Here is an 18,346-nt window from a genome sequence, read left to right as displayed (position 1 = left end):
AGGTAACAATCTGCCCAATTCTACAGATTCATGCTAAAATGGCGGGTATGAGGAGATGATGTACATGAGACAACGGGGATTTAAGTTAGGTGTGAGTTTGGCATTAGTCGGGGCGGCAGTCGGGCTAGGCATCGGTCAGCCGGCCACGGCCCACGCGAAGAGTTGGTTAAGTGGGACCACAACGCATCAGTTACTGACGCAGCCCAATGGGGACGCCAATTCACCGAGTCTGTATGCGACCAGTGTGACGACGAAAAAAGCGTATATGTGGAATTTAAAGCATACGAAGAAGATTCATAATCTGAATAACTATCCGAAGACGTCTTGGTATTTGGTGGGCACCGTCACCAAACCGGGGAAGGGCGTTTACTACCAGGTCACGACCTATGACAAGAAGATTAAGGGGCTGGTCTGGAACAAGTATCTGACGGCCTATAGCCAGAAGACACCGCGGAACTTCAAGAGCGCCGCGGCGTATACGAAATTCATTCAGACCGATCCGTCGCAAAAACTCACGCGAGCGGTTCTGAAAGTCTTTCCTAACGTTCCATTAGATTTCCAGTTGTCTAAGTACACGGCAACGCGCTTTGATTCATTCCCAACCAGTATTAGTGGCTACAAGAATATTGTACCCGTCAGCACGTTCTCGCTGGATGCAAGCGACTTCAAGAACATTCAAGGATATACCGATGAATTTAACCTGGATTTTAGCAACAAGCTGTACTGGTACTGGCAAGTTACCTACGGCCAACCGGTCGCTGGTCGAGTTGCCAAGCTGCAGGAGGCTTTAACCAGTCAGGGGTGGACCGCCGAAAAAATCGCCAGCCTCGATAGTAGTTGGCGACTGGGTATTTGCCTCGTTGAAAATGGTCAAATCGCGGTAGTTTTGGCACAAACGACAAAATAGGTTTAAGTGAAGGCCGGTTGCCTATGGGCGGCGGGCTTTTTACGTGGGGCCAGCCCTTGTCGGGGACGACGGTGATGGCTATACTTGAGAATAGATTCAGGGGATAAATGATAACGTTAAGGGGAGGATATTTATGTGTAAAGCTAGTCATTCCACCTGTGGGGACAGGTCCTTAAGCAAGGGGAGGCGACAGTAGCATGCGAAAATTGTGGGCATCTTACTGCCATCTTTACGTGATTGCGTGGCATCAATTTCGCGGCTACACGAAGTGGTTTCGTGTGCTCAACGTCATGTTTGGGCCGGTGATCACTATTTCAATTTTTTCGTTTCTGGTACCATCCCCAGCTAACGATATCTTGTTTGGGGTCATGAGCCTTTACTATATTCTGTTGATCGGAACATTTTTAGTGGAAACGATTATCCACGGCGTGAAGTTCGTTTACCGACAACGGCATGTATAAGCTAAAATCAAAAAAGCAATGCCTCAGCGTGAGGGGTCGAATCCTTCGCTGAGGCATTGCTTTTCTGTTGTCTAAAATTCCCGATGGCCACCTAAGTAGACTTGTTTGTCAGCTTGTTTGACGTTGGCTGTGTCCGCCAGCGGATCAGCTTTCAAGACCTGGAAATCAGCAAACTTGCCCACTTCTAGTGTGCCGTATTCCTGGTCGACGCCCAGCAGTGCCGCCGAGTTCAAACTCGAGCACTGGTAGGCCTGCGCTGGGGTCATGCCCACACGCGTCAACAGGCCAAACTCGTCTGGCGTTAGGTCAAAACCATTGAAGGGGGTGCCGGCGTCGGTCCCACAGGTGAATTTGACACCAAGCTCAAAGGCCCGTTTCAAATTCACGTAGGTATCGTCCAAGGCGTCGGCACATTTCTTCACTTCCCAGTCCGGAAGCACGCCCTTACCGAAGGCGGGAATCGTCCATTCGGCAATGAGAGTGGGCGTGAGGTAGGTGCCCTGTTTAACCATTTGCCGCGCCTCATCCGCTGTTACGTAGAAACCGTGCTCGATGGAATCGACGCCGGCGTCCAGGGCGTTTTGGATCCCCGGGTTGCCTTCCGCGTGGGCGGCAACTAACCGACGCTTGTGATGGGCCTCTTCAACGGCCGCGTGCATTTCTGCCACGGAGAGTTGCGGGTCTTCCATGAAGTCATTGGGCGTCATGACACCGCCGGTCGCCATGACCTTCACCGTTTCCGCACCGGCCTTAAAGGCTTGGCGGACGGCCTTGCGCATTTCATCGGGAGAGTCGACCAGGTAGGCGGCGTGGGGCGCATCCCCGTGGCCCCCGGTCATGGAAAAGGCGCGCCCAGACGTCAGCATGTGCGGTGTATGAGGCAGGAGCCCCTGCTGTTGCAGGCGTTTGAGCTTAACGTCGGCGTCGTAGGTCGTCCCGCACTGGCGGACGTAGGTGACCCCGGATTTTAGCAGCGTTTGTAAATTCTCGTAGGCAAAGACGGCGACCTCGGACTCGGATTGGCCAAATTGGCCACTGAAAGAGTCGGGACTCAGGGTCACGTGGGTGTGGACGTTGAAGAAACCGGGCATCACGTATTGGCCGCCCAGGTCGACCTGATCATCAGCGGCGGCCGGTGTGCCTTGGCCGCGGTCAACTAATTTATGGGTGTCATTATCAACGGTGAACCAGGCATCAGGCACGTTGTGGTCACCAGCGCCATCGAACAGGGTGAAGTTATGGAAAGTAGTTTTGGTCATAGAAATTCCTCCTAAGATTTAAAGTGCATTTATTATGGGTTATATAGCTGTTTAATAAGTTAAAAGATTACGGGTTAAGCCAGTATCAGCCGCAGGGGTGGTGAAAATGAGCTTAGCCGTGGGAGTTCCCTTGGTGGGTTCGCCACCTAGGGAACTGATAGCTTTGAGACGTGCTCTTTCGGCTCAAAGTAAGCGCGGAGACCGAACTTTGGCTCCGGGCGTTCGCCCACAGCGGACCAGTCTCATTTTCACCGACCCGGAGGCAAGGGGGTTAAGCCTATTTCCAGTAAGCGTATTGGTACTGCGCCTCGTTTAACAGCGAGTAGTGCAGTCCGCCGACCTTACTGCTGATCAGCTTGGCCTCGGATGGCTGGTAGAGGGGCAGGTAGCCCTTGACGCTCATTAGGTATTTGTCGGCCTTCATCAGCGACTTGTAGCGGGCCAGTCCGGTTTGACCATCGGCGGTCGCGAGCAGCTGGTTGTAAGTGCTGTCGTTCCAGTTGGTGAAGTTGACGGTATTGCCCTTGGCTGCCAAGTTGAGGTAGTCGGAGGCGTCTAGCCAGTTGGTCGACCAGCCGGTGAGGTTGAGCTCAAAGGTTCCGGCAAAGTCTCGAGCCACGTGTTGGGCGTGGGGGATGGCGGTCGTGGTGACGGTCAGGCCCTTTAGATTCTTCTCCATTTCGGATTGGAGGTAGGTGCCGACCTTCTTATCGTCATCTGTATCATCCGTCAAAAGGTTCAGCGTGACCTTGGTCTTACCGGTCTCCTTCAGGTATTTCGCCCAGTAAGTCTTGGCCTGGACGACGTTGTGGGGGAGCAGGTTGCCGACTTCCTTGGCCATGTCCTGCCCGGTCTTCGGGTTCGCCTGGTCGCCTTGCGGCACGGCGCTCAAGGCTGGCTTGGAACCATCCTGGAGCACCTTATTAGTTAATTGCTTGCGGTCGATGACGGCGGAGATGGCTTGGCGCAGGTTCTCGGAGTTCGTCGCGGTCTTGCGGCTATTGACGTACAGGTAGTTCAAGCGGCCAGTCAAATGGGTATGTAGGCTCGCATCATTACTGTTAGCGCGCACGTATTCACCAGTGACCGTGGTCTCCTGGACCTTGTCGCTCTTAAATAGGTTCGCGGCGGTGTTCACGTCCTTGGTGACGGCCACCTTAACGCGCTTGATCTGAACCTCTTTGGCGTTCCAGTAGTGGGGGTTCTTGACGTAGTGCCAGGTGGCGTTACTACCGGTCCAACCAACCAGCTTGTAGGGCCCGTTACCCACGGATTTTGCGGCGCTGGTCCCGTATTTCTGGCCATATTTCTTGACGGCAGCCGTGTTCAGCGGGTAATACTTGCTGGCGACCAGGTCATCGAAGTATGGGACGGCCTTACTCAGTTGAAATTGGAGCTTGGTCGTGCTCAGCGCCTTAACGCCTAACTTGGAAGCTGGTAGGGTGCCCTTTTGGACGGCAGCGTAGTTCTTAAATGCCGAGAGGACACTAGCGTACTGGGCCTTGGTCTTGGGGTCGGCCATCCGTTGAAGGGACGTCACGAAGTCCTGGGCGGTGACGCGCTGCCCGTTGGCCCATTTGGCGTTCTTCTTCAGCGTGAAGGTGTAGGTCTTGCCATGATTAGTGGGGGTGACGACCTTCGTCGCGACACCAGCCACGATTTTATTGGCCTTGTTATAGGTGTAGAGGCCCTCCATCGTCTGGTAAATGACGCTGGCACTGTTGGTGTCGGTGTCCTTGTTGGGGTCGGCGGTGGCGGGCTCACTGGCCAGCGTCACGTTGAGCGTGCGGTTCTTATTGGTCGTGTGACCAGCCGCGCTGCCACAACCGGCTAGGGATAAGACAGTGAGTAAAGCTAGTGGTGCAGTCCAAACAAAATGTTTCATGTGAAACACCCTCCTAGAATTCAATTGATTAGAACATTAGCGGCGGTGGACAAACAAAAAGCACCCCTACAGAAAATACTTCTCTGTAAGGGTGCTTGCGCACGGTACCACCTTATTTTTGCGACGCGAAAACGCATCGTCTTGATTATGAACGGCGGGCTTCCTAGGAGTCGAGGCCCAAGGGCTAGGATCGATTGAAGCCGCGACTACTCCCGCGATTCACTGCATTGATAACGGATGCTCCCGGTTGACGCTTACTTGGATTTCAGCTAACTGCTCCGAAGGGATGTTCACGGCGACTGGCTTGACCCGCTCTCACTTTACCGGGCTCGCTGACAAGGATGGTCACTGCTACTGGACTTCATCATCACATTTTCATTTTCTAATCAATTGTTAATAATTGCTAGTTTAGCACCGAAAAATTATTTGTCAACGCGAAAATTGAAATTAATTTTTCCGAAGGGGGTTAAAACTGTTGAATACCGCCCACGTAAACGCCCTTGTCCGTTTGCTTTACGGCGGCCGTATCGGCTAATGGGTCAGCCCGGAGCACTTGGAAATCGGCGTGCTTGCCAACTTCAAGGGTACCGTAGTCATCGGCAACGCCTAAAAGCGTGGCCGAGTTGATGCTAGAACAGTGATAGGCCTGTGCGGGGGTCATCCCCACCTTGGTGAGCAGGCCGAACTCGTCGGGGGTCCGGTCAAAGCCGTTGAAGGGGGTACCGGCATCGGTGCCACAGGTGAATTTCACGCCGATTTCAAATGCACGCTTCAGGTTGTGGTAGGTGTCATCAATGGCGTCGGCAGCCTTTTTGACCTCCCAATCGGGAAGCACGCCGCGGCCTTTTTCGGGGATGACCCATTCGGCAATCAGTGTCGGGGTGAGGTAGGTCCCCTGGGCAATCATCTGATGCGCCTCGGCCTCGTTAACGTAGAAGCCGTGTTCGATGGAGTCGACGCCGGCATCGAGGGCGTTTTGAATTCCGGGATTGCCTTCCGCGTGGGCGGCGACGATGCGCCGCTTGTGATGGGCTTCCTCAACGGCTACGTGCATTTCGGGTACGGAGAGTTGCGGGTCTTCCATAAAGTCGTTGGGCGTCATCACGCCGCCGGTCGCCATGACCTTGATGCATTCGGCGCCGGCCTTAAAGGCTTGCCGCACGCCCTTACGCATTTCGTCGGGGGAGTCGACCAGGTAGGCCGAGTTGCGGCCATCCCCGTGGCCCCCGGTCATTGAAAAGGCGCGACCGGATGCCATGATGTGTGGAGTGCGCGGCAGGCGTCCGTCGCGTTGGAGCCGCTTGAGTTTGATATCGACGTCGTAAGTCGCGCCACACTGGCGAATGTAGGTGACACCTGACTTGAGGAGCTTCTGCAGATTCTCGTAACCAAAGACCGCGGACTCGGATTCGGACGCGCCGAAGCTACCGCTAAAGGAGTCGGGATTGCTGGTGATATGGGTATGCACGTTGATAAAGCCGGGCATGACATATTGGCCGTGGAGGTCGACTTGTTCGTCGGTGGTATCGGGGTGACCCGTGCCGCTGGCAGTGATCTTGCCGGTGTCGGTGTCCACGGTGAACCAAGCGTCCGGCGTATTTTGATCGCCAGCGCCGTCAAATAGGGTGAAGTTGTAGAATGTTTTTTTCGTCATGGGTGAGTCCTCCTGAATTTGGTATTTTTTAAATTTTGATAACGGATTGATGGTGATTGGTGACGCGGTTTCTTTGGGATTGATTACGGTTTAGTCAGTCCTTTTGGGTGGGGATTGACCTAATCTTGCCTTAGGTCGTTGAACGGGTTCTGCGCGTGTCTATCCGGAAGCTTGCAGCCTTGGAAACGTGCTACACAAGGCAGGCCCCTGCGCTTAGAAAGTCCAAGCACTCCTGGTTGTTTAAGGTTACAGCATCTTAAATCATTTGACTGGCTCTGCGCGTATCTATCCGAAAATCAGCAGCCTTGGAAACGTGCTCCGAGAGCCAGACTCCTGCGCTTAACCCCGGTTCAGTAATCCCCCCAAAGACCGGGGGCATCACTAAACCGACGTTAATGCTCAGAGTCTAAGCGGCTCTCTCCGCACTCTACTTCCAGTAAGCATACTGATACTGGGCGTCGTTGATCAATGAATACGTCAAGCCGCCAACCTTGTTGCTAATCAGTTTGGCCTCTGAAGGTTGGTACAGGGGGACGTAGCCCTTGACGCCCATCAGGTATTTATTGGCGGTGACCAAGCCATTGTAGCGGGCCTGGCCCGTTTTATTTTCCGCGGTCGTGAGAAGCTGGTTGTAGGTCGAATCATTCCAGTGGGTGAAGTTGACGGAGTTGTCCTTGGCCGCCAAATCCAGGTAGTCGGACGCGTCCAGCCAGTTGGTCGACCAGCCAATCAGGTTGATGTCAAAGTCGCCAGAGAAGTCGCGGGCCACGTGTTGGGCGTGGGGCAGCGCGGCCGTTTTCACGGTCAGGCCCTTGAAGTGTTTCTCCATCACGGATTGGAGGTAGGTGCCGATTTTCTTATCGTCGTCACTGTCGTCGGTCAAAATGCTAATGGTGGCAGTGGACTTGCCGGTCTCCTTCAAGTATTTCTGCCAATAACCCTTAGCCTTGGCAATGTCGTGGGGGAGCAGGTTGCCGGTTTCGGTGGCCATATCGCCGCCCGTCTGGGGATTGGTTTGGTCGCCACGCGGAATGGCACTCAGCGCGGGCTTGGACCCGTCCTGGAGCACCTGACTGGTCAATTGATTGCGGTCGACGATGTAGGAAACGGCCTGCCGCAAATTTTCGGAGTCGGTAACGGTCCGTTTGTGGTTGAAATACAACAGGTTCATGCGGCCCTGCAGGTGAGTGTGGAGCTGTTTTTCATTGCTATTGGCCCGGACATACTCACCACTGACCGTGGTTTCTTGGACCTTGCCCGCCTTGAATAGGTTAGCGGCCGTCGTTTCGTCTTTGGTCACGGCGACCTTAACGCGCTTGATTTTAACGTTCTTGGCGTTCCAGTAGTGGGAATTCTTCACGTAGTGCCAGGTCGAATTGCTCCCAGTCCAGCCGACCAGCTTGTACGGGCCATTGGCCATGGCCGTAGTGGCGCTGGTCCCGTACTTACTGCCGTATTTGGTCACGGCGGCGGTGTTCAACGGATAATACTTGCTGGCCAGCAGGTCATTGAAGTAGGGCACGGCCTTGGTCAACTGAATGCGCAGCTTGGTTTTACTGAGCGCAGTGATTCCCAGCTTGGATGGGGCGGCCTGACTGTGTTGTATGGCGCTGTAATTTTTAAACGACGACAGGAGGCTCGCGTATTGGGCCTTAGTCTTGGGGTCCGCCATGCGCCGAAGCGAAGTCACAAAGTCTTGTGCGGTGACGGGCTGACCATTGGCCCATTTGGCCGTCTTCTTCAGGGTAAACGTATAGGTCTTGCCGTGATTCGTGGGCGTAACGACCTTGGTGGCCACCCCGGGGATGATTTTGTTGTTGCGGCTGTACGTGTAGAGACCTTCCATCGTTTGAAAAATGACGCTGGCACTGTTGGTGTCGGTATCCTTGTTAGGGTCGACAGTGGCTGGTTCGTCGGCCAAGGTGACGTTCAAGGTTTTATTCTTATTGGTTTGACCCGCGGCACTACTGCCACAGGCACTCAAGGTGATGGCCACCAGCATGGTGACGGGAATTAGTGCTGCAAAATGTTTCATGTGGAACACCCTCCTAGTTTCAATTGCTTAGAAATAGTGGTGGACACAAAAAGCGCCCCCACGGAAAGAACTTCTCCGTAAGGGCGCTGTCGCACGGTACCACCTTAATTTTTACTCGAACGTGAACGGCGACACTCCTAGAGGCCGGTAACCATCAGCTAGGTCCGATGGGCCAGCCAGGTCGCGATTCACTGCAGGGATAACGGTTGCCACCGGTCGGGCTTACTAAATTTCAGCTGACAGTTCAGAAGGGAGTTCGCGTCGTCAGCCTTGACCCGCTTGCACTTAACCGGGCTCGCTAACAAGGACCAAGGACGTTACTAGTCTTCATCATCACTTTTTAATTTTCTAATCAATTGTTAATGATTGCTAGTTTAGCAGGAATCTAGCGAATGTCAACGGAAAGTTGGCAAATAGTTGTGGCAGAGACGACCGATTTTTGTGGATGTCTTATAGAAATAATGGTTTCGAAAAAAATATAGACGAACACCGATCGTGCTGTTGCCAAATAATCAAGCCTAATCACTACCGGTTTTTGCCAGTGATTGGTACACTTAAGCCATCTAAATTGAGGAGATGGTTGTCCATGCAATCCCGTTTGATTCCTAGTTTTGCGTTTGAAAATGCCAAGGAGGCGTTGACCTATTACCAAGACGTGTTCGGTGCGACCGACGTGTACCGATTCAGTCCCCAACCCGAGCAGGCGCAACAATTTCACCTGCCGGCTGAGGCTGATTTAGACAGTATGACCATCCATGGCGGCTTTACCGTCTTAGGGATGAGTTTTCAAGTGGCAGATAGTTTCCGTGGCCCGGTCCAGTCGTCCAATCAGGTCGATATGATTTTAGACATCGATGGGGATGATGCTGCCAGCGTTCAGGCGGCCGAGGACTTTTACCAACACCTGCAGGCCAGCGGTCAGGTCACCATTGATATGCCGTTTGCCGAGCAGTTCTGGGGTGGCAAGATGGGCCATTTCACGGATAAGTACGGGATTTCTTGGATGCTGCACGTGATGAAGTGGAGTCAGATCAAGGACCCCAATAAGTAAGCAAAAACGACCGATACCAGTCCCTTTAGAGGTGCGGTATCAGTCGTTTTTAGTTTAGGCATCTAGCCGGAGATGTAGTGCTTCGGTTAACAGTTTTGAGAAATTAATGCCTTGTTCAATGCCAAGGTCATTTAAGTAGTCTGGAATCGAAACGTGCTTGCGAACCATTACGGGGTGCTGCCGGCAGAAAAGTTCCAGGTCAATTGAAACGAGGGCCTTCATGTCTGGGGCAGATACCTCGATTTGATCGAACGGTGTGGCTGGCGGCACGGTATCCTCACCAGCTAAGGCCGTGCCGATTAAGTCTTGAGCCATTGCTAAAGCATCGGCCGGGTCATCACCCTGAGTCCAACCGATGTCCGGGACCTCGACGCTGAAGCCACCAACAGTTTCCTTATGCAGAATGATGGGATAAACCAGTAAGTTTGGCAGCATGAATTTCCTCCTTGAAAATGGGGCTCGTTATTTGGCGTATCGTGTAATCACGGCAACCAGTGTTTGCGCGGCGTCGGGCAGCCCAACGTGGTCGTTATAGTAGTCCGCAAACCGGCTATCGGCAGCGTACATTTGGGCCAGGCCACGGTGAGCTTCTGCGGTGTAATTGTTCCACGTGAAACATAACCATTGCCGGTGTCGCGTGAACACCTGTTGTGCTGCCTCACTAGCTAAGTCACCACTGCGGGTCACCGTGCGGAGCGCTTGAAAGAGTGCCTGCTCAGTGGCCTGCATTTGCTGGTAATCGGCTTCGCTCAGGTTGGCAAATTTCTGTTGACTGGCGGCAAAGCTCTCGGCGCCATAACGTTGCCGAACCTCCGGGCCAAATTGCCGGTCGTTCTGGTCTAATTGTGCTTGCTTAAAGGCGCTAAATTTTTCTGCATTGGTCATTTGGGGACCTCCATTTCTAGCCGCTAGGGTGCGGTCTAGGGTATTTAGCAAGGTCGTCAGGTGGTCGCGTTCAGCGGCTAAACGCTGGCGTTGGTCGGCTAAGGCGGCTGTTTGCGCCGCTTTAGGCTGAGCTAGTAAATCTTGGATCGCGGTGAGCTGAAAGCCAAAGGTTTGGAAATAACGAATCATTTGTAGCTGGTCCACGGCAGTCTCTGGGTATTCGCGGTACCCGTTCGTGGGATTGCGTTGGGCTGGCAATAGGCCAATTTGATCATAGTAGCGCAGGGTGCGCGGACTCACGCCGGTGAGCTGGCTGAGGGCTTGGACACTGTAGGTCATGCGACCACCTCCTTTTCTTGCCTAAAACCTACTATAGAGGTTGCCGTTACGTCAAGGTCAAGCACTTATTTACGCTAATCAATCACCCGCACCGCTCGCGGATTCGCGGTTACATAGCCACCCGGTACGCGGTAGCGCCGCGGGCTGGGCTTACTTAGGTCGTGGGGGTGCGCGTAGGACCAACCCAGAACCTTTAGCCGCCGTCCCGGCCGGTAGGTTTGCCGCCGCTCCGTGAGATTTGCCGTGCCGTAGCGGGTCACCCGAGTTTTGGTCTGAATGTGGGTGGGCGATACGAGTTTCCCGGCCCGGATGAGTTGACGATTGGCCGTTATGTAGGTCCCATTGGCGAGTTGGAAGCGCGTCGTGAGGTGGCGGTGCTGAATGGCGACCACCTTGAGGACGCTCCCCTGGGCGTAGTGGGTGACCGGATTGGCGGTCGTCAGATGGGGTTGCGAGTGCGCATCGACCCCGGCCGGATCAATCACCGTAATCTGGCGGGGCGCCGTTCGATAGTAAGCCGCCGTCACGTAGCCGGTGCTGGCCGTGATGTAGCCCGTTTGCCCATCCGTGCGACTCGCATGATTGATGTCCCGCACGCGGTAACGGCGACGGCCGGCATGAGATTTGGTTTCACCGATAATGATAAATAGGGGCCGATTAGCCCGCGGCTGTTGGGCGTATCTGGTTTGGCGCTCCTTGACCCGAAAGGTCGCGTGGCGGTAGAGGTAGAGTGACTTGATGGCGTAAACGACCCGTGGCTGGAAATGCTGGGGAGGTTGCTTGGCAGCGGCCCCTTTCCGTGGCGGCTGAGGGTGACTGGTCGTGGTGGTGTGTGTCGTTGGGGTGGAGGTGACTGGTTGCTTAGGTGCGAGTCCTGGTTTCGGGGACGGCTTGGCTGGAACCGGGGCCTTCGCCCATTTCAACCGGTAATACTGGAGGCTGTCGGTTAGCAGGATGCTGCCATCAGCGTAGTCGATTGGGGCCGCTTCGGAATAATTAGCGTATGTATGCACAGGCATGATGATGAGCCACTTAGTCCCGGGATAAATGCCGCTCACCAGGGCATCCGTGCCGTCCAGGGTCAGGGTTTTGGAGACATTGTTGAAAACTTTCAGGCTATTTTGGACGGGCTCGCCGTCAAGTCCCTTGACCCGCGCGGGCAGACGGACGGTCGAGTCGGGAGTGAACGTGGCGGGATCAATGTAGGTGACTTTCTGTTTGAAGTCGACGTACTGGCCGATGCCCAGGACATTGACCTTGCCAAATTTTCTGAAATAGGAGAAGTCGGTGACCCGCTGATTACTAATGGTTAGGTTCGTGCGGCCGTCCTGATTGTGATATTTTAGGTTACTAAATTTGCTAAGAAGGGGGTCTAGCAGGTGAATGTCCGCATCGGTCAATCCGGCATAGTTCATATAGCCGCTAATCCCGGTGAGACACAGCTGACGGGGAAAGGTCGACGGGTCTTCCAGGATGTTCACCTGGTTGAGAGCGGTGAAGTCGGTGTTGTGCATGCCATCCTGAAAGACCGTCAGACTGCCCGAGACCGGAACACCGGCCAGTGGCGCCCAGGAGACGCGTTTAGCAACATCAAACTGAATGGTGACGCCAATGCCGGTGGGTAATTCGCGTAGACTCTCGAGACCTTCTAGGGAGGTAGCGACTAGAGAACTCGTATAGTCGCTGATGTCCGGTTGAACACCGCGGTAGTGGCGGATATCCCCGTACGTGACGGGGCGACCCTCAGTGCCAAAGGCGTTGCCAACCAACGCGGCTAGGTTGGCATCCGCGAACGCGACGGGATCCTGGTCAGCATGGGCGGGACTGGGCAGTGTCTCGGTTGCTTCCGTTTCAGCGGCTAGCACGGGACTGGGGAAGATGACTGGCAGCCCGCAGACTAGGGTGAGGGTCGTGAGACTTGCCCAGAGTAACTGTTGGCAATGACGATGTGTTTCCATGACGTGCTCCCCCCAACTGAGCCAATTAGCTGATTCTTCAGTCGGGGTAAGTATAGCATGTTAGAAAGATGTTTCCTAAAGAAAAATGCACAAATGGTTTAATGTGTGCGGCTGATAATTTGAGCATAAATTTGGCAAATACGCTGCGATAAGAAAACTGATAAAAATATAAAAATCCTTATATAGCCGGGGTAATCCAGATTAAGATGAAATGGATACGATTGAATGGTTTTAGAAATTGTCAGATAGAATAGTTCCACGTATAAAATTGAAATTGTTGTATTTGTGATTGTCCAATATCAAGCTCCCTCGAGTAATTTGTCACAGCACCCAACGTCCCCGTCCCCAGAAACACTGTATTCCCCACGCACAACCAGCCCCACGCCCGCTTCCCATGAAACACCAAGCCCAGAACGACTTTTCACCATCCCTAAGAATCCGAACCCAACGCCGCCATGCCGGGGTTTCATCCAAGACCGTTGTTTTGTACTGACCCCGAAGTGTGATAAAATAAGGGTATTATTTGTAACTTTCTGACCCCGTCAAAATGATGCGGGTAACCATAACTTTTTAAGATGAAACAGATGAGGAGCAAGTATGAATAAAATATTTTCACGAGACAACGTGCCCGAGTTTTTGCAGAATCGGCGCCTGCGGGGAATCGCGGTACTCACGGCGGTCTTGGCCATTCTGGGTATCGTGTTGTCGTTCCTGTTGAACTGGATCTTCGGGATCGTGATTCTGGTGCTGGTGGGGGTGGCCACGCTATTTCTGTTCAATACCATGGCAGAGATTGGTGCGGACACCACCCAGTACATATCCGACCTGTCGTTTCGGATTCAACAGGGCGAGCAGGAGGCACTGATTCGGATGCCACCTGGTGTCATGATTCTGGGCGACACGGATCAGATCGAGTGGGTCAACCCGTATCTGCAGCATTACTTTGGTGATACGGATGTGTTGAATCGCACGTTAAGTGACGTGGATGCCGACCTGGCCAAGCTCGTGGCGACGACACCACCGCAGACCATGACCACCGTGAGCTGGCGCGACTACCGCTTTACGCTGTACGTCCAACCGGATTTTCACGCGGTCTACCTCTACGACATCACCCACTATCAGTTGATTCAGGAACAGTACGATGACGAGAAAATTGCCATCGGCCAAGTCTTCTTGGATAACTATGATGAAGTGACGCAATCAATGACCGACCAAGACATTTCCAACCTGCGAAATTACGTGACCAATGAGCTATCGGCCTGGGTCCAACAGTTTGACATGTACCTCAAGCAACTGGATGACGACCACTACTTCGTGCTGGCCTACGCCAAGTCGCTGGCGGCCATCGAGGCGGATAAATTTAAAATTCTCGACACCATTCGGGAGAGCACGTCCAAGCAAAACTTCCCGTTGACCCTGAGTATGGGAATTGCGTACGGCGATGCCAACCTGAATAAGCTGGCCGACCAAGCCCAGAGTAACCTGGACCTGGCGCTCGGCCGGGGTGGCGACCAAGTTGTCGTCAAGGCCGCCGACCAAGAAGCCCGCTACTATGGTGGGAAGACCAACCCGATGGAGAAACGGACGCGGGTCCGGGCGCGGATGATTTCACAAGCCCTGCAAGAGCTGATGAACGAATCCGACCAGATTTTCGTCCAAGGCCATACCCAACCGGATATGGATTCGTTGGGGGCCTGCCTGGGGATTCGGCGGATTGCCAAGATGAACAACAAGACCTGTTGGATCGTCCTCGACAAGGAAACCGTCCATTCCGACGTGCAGCGCTTGCTGGATAATTTGAAAGCCTATCCGGACGTGGATGCGGCCATCATTTCACCAGAAGAGGCGCTGGAAAAGGCGACCGACCAGAGCATGCTCTTGATGGTCGACCATTCCAAGCCGTCCATTTCTATCACGGCCGACCTGTACAAGCGCCTGGAGAACCGCGTGATGATCATTGACCATCACCGGCGGGGCGAAGAATTTCCCGAGAACCCCTTGCTGGTCTACATTGAACCGTATGCCAGCTCGACTTGTGAGTTGATTACTGAAATGTTTGAGTATCAATCACAAGAGGGGGAACCCATCAACAAGCTGGAAGCCACGGCGATGTTGACCGGGATTTTCGTTGATACCAAGCACTTCTCGCTACGGACCGGGACCCGGACGTTTGACGCGGCCAGTTACTTGCGGTCCGCCGGGGCCGACGCCATTGAGATGCAACAGTATATGAAGGAAAACGTCGATAGTTACCTGCAACGCAATCATTTGATTGAAATGGTTGAGTTCGTGAACGAGGACATGGCCCTGATCACCGGTGAAGAGGATCAAACCTATGACCCTGTTACCGCGGCGCAAGCGGCCGATGACCTGCTGAACATGTCCGGCGTGGATGCCTCGTTCGTGATTACCCGTCGTGCAGACGGTCGCGTGGGGATTTCTGCCCGTTCGTTGGGTGAAATCAACGTGCAGCTGACCATGGAAGCCATGGGCGGTGGCGGTCATTTGTCCAACGCGGCGACCCAAATCGCTGATAAGACGGTGGCCGAGGTCAAGCAACAACTGTTAGATATCCTGACCCATGCCGATGAACCTGAGCCAGCAACGACTTAGTTAATTGCTTCTCGCCAGTAGGTAGCGTAGGATAATTATTAGATATGTAATAAGTGAGGAGTGAACGACGTGAAAGTTATTTTTGTCAAAGACGTTCGCGGTAAGGGTAAGCGCGGGGAAATCAAGAATGTTCCCGATGGTTATGCCCAAAACTTCCTGATCAAGCGGGGGCTGGCTAAGGAAGCCAACCAATCCGCCATGAGTCAGTTAAGTGCCGAACGTAAAGCGGAACAACGCCGTGAGGCCGAAGATTTGGCCGAAGCGCGCGACTTGCAAAAGCGGTTAGAGGCCGACAAGACGGTCGTTGAAATCGTGGCGAAGGCGGGGGAAGACGACCGGTTATTCGGGTCAATTCCTAGCAAGCAAATTGTTCAAGCCTTGCAAAAGCAATTTGATTTAAAGATTGATAAGCGTAAAGTTGAACTCCCAGAACCGATTCGGACGCTGGGCTTCACCAACGTGCCCGTTAAGCTACACAGCGATGTGACGGCTAAGATTCGGGTACACGTGGTCGCTAAGCAAAAATAAGCGATTATTTAATTGAAAGTCGATGAAAGGTCACCTGTTTGGGTGGCCTTTTTTTCAGGAATGAAATCGGCGGCTTGCCAGCCGATTCGGAAAAGGAAGTCGTTAGCATGCTCAGAAAAATAGTCACTAGTCTTATTGGTGTTTTTGGCATTTTGTTTACGGCGTATTTGGGTTTTTATTTTGCGTGGAATGCGCAAGCCATTGATTTTCACGATAGCCCCGCCATCAGCAATGTGCCCCTGGGATTTTGGGTGGTCGGTGCACTGGTGGTGACCGTTAGCTTGGTGTCCCGCAAGTTGAAAATTTTCGGCCTGGTTGCGGCAATCGTCGGAATCATTGCGATGATGGTGTTTGATCATTGGTTCGATGACTTCGGGGTGATTGGCATCAACTACCTAGTTTTGGTGGCGATGACTGCGGCTGTCACGTGGCTACCGCGCCGCTCGGCTACGAAGGGGTGAGGGCCAGATGCTCGCGAAATTAAAAGCGCATTGGCATAAAATTGGACTTGCGCGAAAAATAATCGAAGTCGTGGTGGCGGTCATGCTGTTGCTCTCGACCAGTCCTAGCTTGGCGGTTCGGTTTTCAATTTTGACCGACGCGGAACCAGCTGTGGCGGTGTCTTGCCATCCCAAGTATGACCCGGATAGTGCGACCATTTTACCAGGCACGGCTATTGGCAAATGGGTCTTTCCGACCTATACAATTTACCCGCAGCGTTACTCGGGCTTTTTCCATGAGGATACTGGGACGTCGATCGTGGATTTTCAAATCTACCGGATTTTAATTTTTAATGTGGCCTTACCGCAGGTGTCTCCGGGTCCGTAGAATTCGCCGAAAAAAGCCACACTAAAATCCACCGACTTCTCGCATTCCATGGTAAAATGGAACTCTAGTTTATGTCGGGGTTTTTCTTTAAAGAGGTAAATACTAAGCATGGATAATAACGTTCTAACAGATCACACACCACCACAGAACCTCGAAGCCGAAAAGGCCGTCCTCGGGGCGATCTTTTTGAGCGCCGACGCGTTGGTGGATGCGCTGGAATACCTGGCCCCAGAGGACTTTTACCGCCGGGAACACCAGATTATTTTCCAAGCGATGATGGATTTAAACGACCGGGACGAGGCCATTGATGTGGTCACGATTACCGACCGGTTAACGTCTAAAAATGAGCTGGATGACGTCGGTGGCGTGACCTACATTGCCGAATTGGCAGGGTCTGTGCCGACCGCAGCCAACGCAACCTACTACGCGAAGATCGTTCAGGAAAAGGCCATCGTGCGCCGCCTGATTCAAACGGCCACGAACATTGTTACCCAGGGTTACCAACAGGACGAAGACGTTGCCGACATGTTAGACAACGCCGAAAAGGACATCATGAGTGTGGCGGAGACCCGGAATCAAACGGGATTCAAGCCAATTCGTGACGTGCTGAACAGCTCCTTTGAAGAGATCAACAAATTGTCCGAGCAGGGGGATGTCATCACGGGTCTCTCGACGGGCTATGCCGAGCTGGACAAGATGACGACCGGTCTGCACGACGATGAATTGATGATTCTCGCCGCCCGCCCAGCCGTCGGGAAGACCGCCTTTGCCCTAAACATTGCGCAAAACGTGGGGACCAAGACCGACAAGACCGTCGCCATTTTCAGTTTGGAAATGAGTGCCGAATCGTTGGTCAACCGGATGCTCTGTGCGGAAGGTTCCATCGACGCTAATCACCTGCGGACGGGGCAATTGTCCGAAGAAGAATGGCAAAACCTCATCGTTGCGATGGGCAGTCTGGCCAAGGCCAGCATTTATATCGACGATACCGCCGGGAATAAGATTACGGAAATTCGGGCCAAGTGTCGGCGATTAGCTAAGGAAAAAGGAAACCTGGGCTTGATTGTGATCGATTACCTCCAACTGATTGAAGGGACCAACCACGAAAGCCGGCAACAAGAAGTTTCCGATATTTCACGGCAACTGAAGAAGCTAGCCAAGGAATTGCACGTGCCCGTTATTGCGTTGTCCCAGCTCTCTCGGGGTGTGGAACAGCGGCAAGATAAGCGGCCCGTGTTGTCCGATATCCGTGAATCCGGGTCAATCGAACAAGATGCCGATATCGTTTCGTTCCTGTATCGTGATGACTATTACGAGCGGGACGGCGACGAAGACGGTGGCGGCAACGACAGTGATCCTCGTGACGAGGGTGACCAAGATGTCGGGGAAGTTGAAGTCATTATTGAAAAGAACCGGTCGGGTCCGCGGGGAACCGTTAAACTGCTATTCGTGAAGTCGTTTAACAAGTTCTCGTCAGTGGCTTATACACCGGATCAATAGAAATAGCGTTTTGAAAAGGTTGCGGACAGTCGTGTTCCGCAGCCTTTCTTACTGTCTTGATGAATAAATACAAGGATATATGTATAAACGACAAAATTCGTCCCCCACGGAACGTGGTATTCGTGAAAAGCACTAAAAGTAGTTGACCAGCAAATCCCTTGCGCCCCTAAGGCTTTACCCAGTAACATCGTCAAGTAGGTTAAAATTCATAAGAGTGTGCCAGAAAGTTCACAGTTTCATCATATTTTCCCATTAGTATATGAAGCATAGAAGTTAACCAATCGGTTGCTTCTACCAAAGATTAACAATCTTTTTTCATGTACTCCTCCTCCCCTGGAATAATGAAAAAATAGTTAACGTCATTCTTATAATAGTGACGTTACCCCTACTCCGATGACCATCGCTTTCCCCGAGCGGTGGTTTTTTTTGTGCTCTGGGTTCTG

The 18,346-nt window shown here is 53.0% G+C and carries 15 protein-coding genes; 8 read left to right on the top strand and 7 right to left on the bottom strand.

Annotation, left to right across the window (positions count from 1 at the left end):
* The first annotated feature begins 64 nt into the window (after positions 1-64).
* Positions 65-907 carry a hypothetical protein gene (locus tag JUF22_RS12000; RefSeq protein ID WP_203646573.1) on the top strand — a complete coding sequence of 281 codons (843 nt, stop codon included), beginning with the start codon at positions 65-67 and terminating at the stop codon, positions 905-907.
* A 197-nt stretch (positions 908-1,104) separates the two neighbouring features.
* On the top strand, positions 1,105-1,368 hold the full coding sequence (locus tag JUF22_RS11995) for a hypothetical protein (protein WP_203646571.1): 264 nt from the start codon (positions 1,105-1,107) through the stop codon (positions 1,366-1,368).
* A gap of 71 nt (positions 1,369-1,439) precedes the next feature.
* Here the strand turns inward: JUF22_RS11995 and JUF22_RS11990 are convergent, their stop codons facing one another.
* The 4 genes from JUF22_RS11990 to JUF22_RS11975 all read right to left on the bottom strand — a co-directional run bounded on the left by JUF22_RS11990 (position 1,440) and on the right by JUF22_RS11975 (position 8,201).
* A complete protein-coding gene (locus JUF22_RS11990) occupies positions 1,440-2,627 on the bottom strand; it encodes a metal-dependent hydrolase family protein (protein ID WP_203646570.1) in 1,188 nt (395 codons plus the stop codon).
* 277 nt (positions 2,628-2,904) lie between these two features.
* On the bottom strand, positions 2,905-4,512 hold the full coding sequence (locus JUF22_RS11985; RefSeq protein WP_203646568.1) for a peptide ABC transporter substrate-binding protein: 1,608 nt from the start codon (positions 4,510-4,512) through the stop codon (positions 2,905-2,907).
* Between the two features lie 466 nt (positions 4,513-4,978).
* Positions 4,979-6,166: a metal-dependent hydrolase family protein gene (locus tag JUF22_RS11980; RefSeq protein ID WP_203646567.1), complete on the bottom strand. Its 1,188-nt coding sequence runs from the start codon at positions 6,164-6,166 to the stop codon at positions 4,979-4,981.
* A 427-nt stretch (positions 6,167-6,593) separates the two neighbouring features.
* Positions 6,594-8,201, bottom strand: a complete 1,608-nt coding sequence (locus tag JUF22_RS11975; protein WP_203646565.1) for a peptide ABC transporter substrate-binding protein — start codon at positions 8,199-8,201, stop codon at positions 6,594-6,596.
* Positions 8,202-8,787: 586 nt separating this feature from the next.
* Here JUF22_RS11975 and JUF22_RS11970 point away from each other — a divergent pair.
* Entirely contained in the window at positions 8,788-9,252 is a 465-nt protein-coding gene (locus JUF22_RS11970) for a VOC family protein (protein ID WP_203646562.1), read from the top strand.
* Positions 9,253-9,306: 54 nt separating this feature from the next.
* Here JUF22_RS11970 and JUF22_RS11965 read toward each other — a convergent pair whose 3' ends face one another.
* From JUF22_RS11965 to JUF22_RS11955, 3 genes are all read right to left on the bottom strand, one after another.
* Complete coding sequence (locus JUF22_RS11965; protein ID WP_203646561.1) at positions 9,307-9,687, bottom strand: type II toxin-antitoxin system HicB family antitoxin; 381 nt, start codon at positions 9,685-9,687, stop codon at positions 9,307-9,309.
* A gap of 27 nt (positions 9,688-9,714) precedes the next feature.
* Positions 9,715-10,476, bottom strand: coding sequence for a MerR family transcriptional regulator (locus JUF22_RS11960; RefSeq protein ID WP_203646559.1), 762 nt, complete (start codon positions 10,474-10,476; stop codon positions 9,715-9,717).
* 74 nt (positions 10,477-10,550) lie between these two features.
* Positions 10,551-12,434, bottom strand: coding sequence for a DUF5776 domain-containing protein (locus tag JUF22_RS11955; protein ID WP_203646556.1), 1,884 nt, complete (start codon positions 12,432-12,434; stop codon positions 10,551-10,553).
* Between the two features lie 597 nt (positions 12,435-13,031).
* On the opposite strand from JUF22_RS11955, the gene JUF22_RS11950 reads away from it, so the two are divergent.
* The 5 genes from JUF22_RS11950 to dnaB all read left to right on the top strand — a co-directional run bounded on the left by JUF22_RS11950 (position 13,032) and on the right by dnaB (position 17,903).
* A complete protein-coding gene (locus JUF22_RS11950; RefSeq protein WP_125764946.1) occupies positions 13,032-15,047 on the top strand; it encodes a DHH family phosphoesterase in 2,016 nt (671 codons plus the stop codon).
* A gap of 69 nt (positions 15,048-15,116) precedes the next feature.
* Positions 15,117-15,575, top strand: a complete 459-nt coding sequence (gene rplI, locus JUF22_RS11945; RefSeq protein WP_125764948.1) for a 50S ribosomal protein L9 — start codon at positions 15,117-15,119, stop codon at positions 15,573-15,575.
* A 107-nt stretch (positions 15,576-15,682) separates the two neighbouring features.
* Positions 15,683-16,036 carry a hypothetical protein gene (locus JUF22_RS11940; protein WP_203646555.1) on the top strand — a complete coding sequence of 118 codons (354 nt, stop codon included), beginning with the start codon at positions 15,683-15,685 and terminating at the stop codon, positions 16,034-16,036.
* Between the two features lie 7 nt (positions 16,037-16,043).
* Positions 16,044-16,403 carry a hypothetical protein gene (locus tag JUF22_RS11935; RefSeq protein WP_203646553.1) on the top strand — a complete coding sequence of 120 codons (360 nt, stop codon included), beginning with the start codon at positions 16,044-16,046 and terminating at the stop codon, positions 16,401-16,403.
* 108 nt (positions 16,404-16,511) lie between these two features.
* On the top strand, positions 16,512-17,903 hold the full coding sequence (gene dnaB, locus JUF22_RS11930) for a replicative DNA helicase (protein WP_125764954.1): 1,392 nt from the start codon (positions 16,512-16,514) through the stop codon (positions 17,901-17,903).
* Positions 17,904-18,346: the final 443 nt, after the last annotated feature.

The sequence above is a fragment of the Levilactobacillus lanxiensis genome, assembly GCF_016861655.1.
GTDB classification, from domain to species: Bacteria; Bacillota; Bacilli; order Lactobacillales; family Lactobacillaceae; genus Levilactobacillus; species Levilactobacillus lanxiensis.
This window is presented reverse-complemented; position numbering and strand designations above follow the sequence as displayed.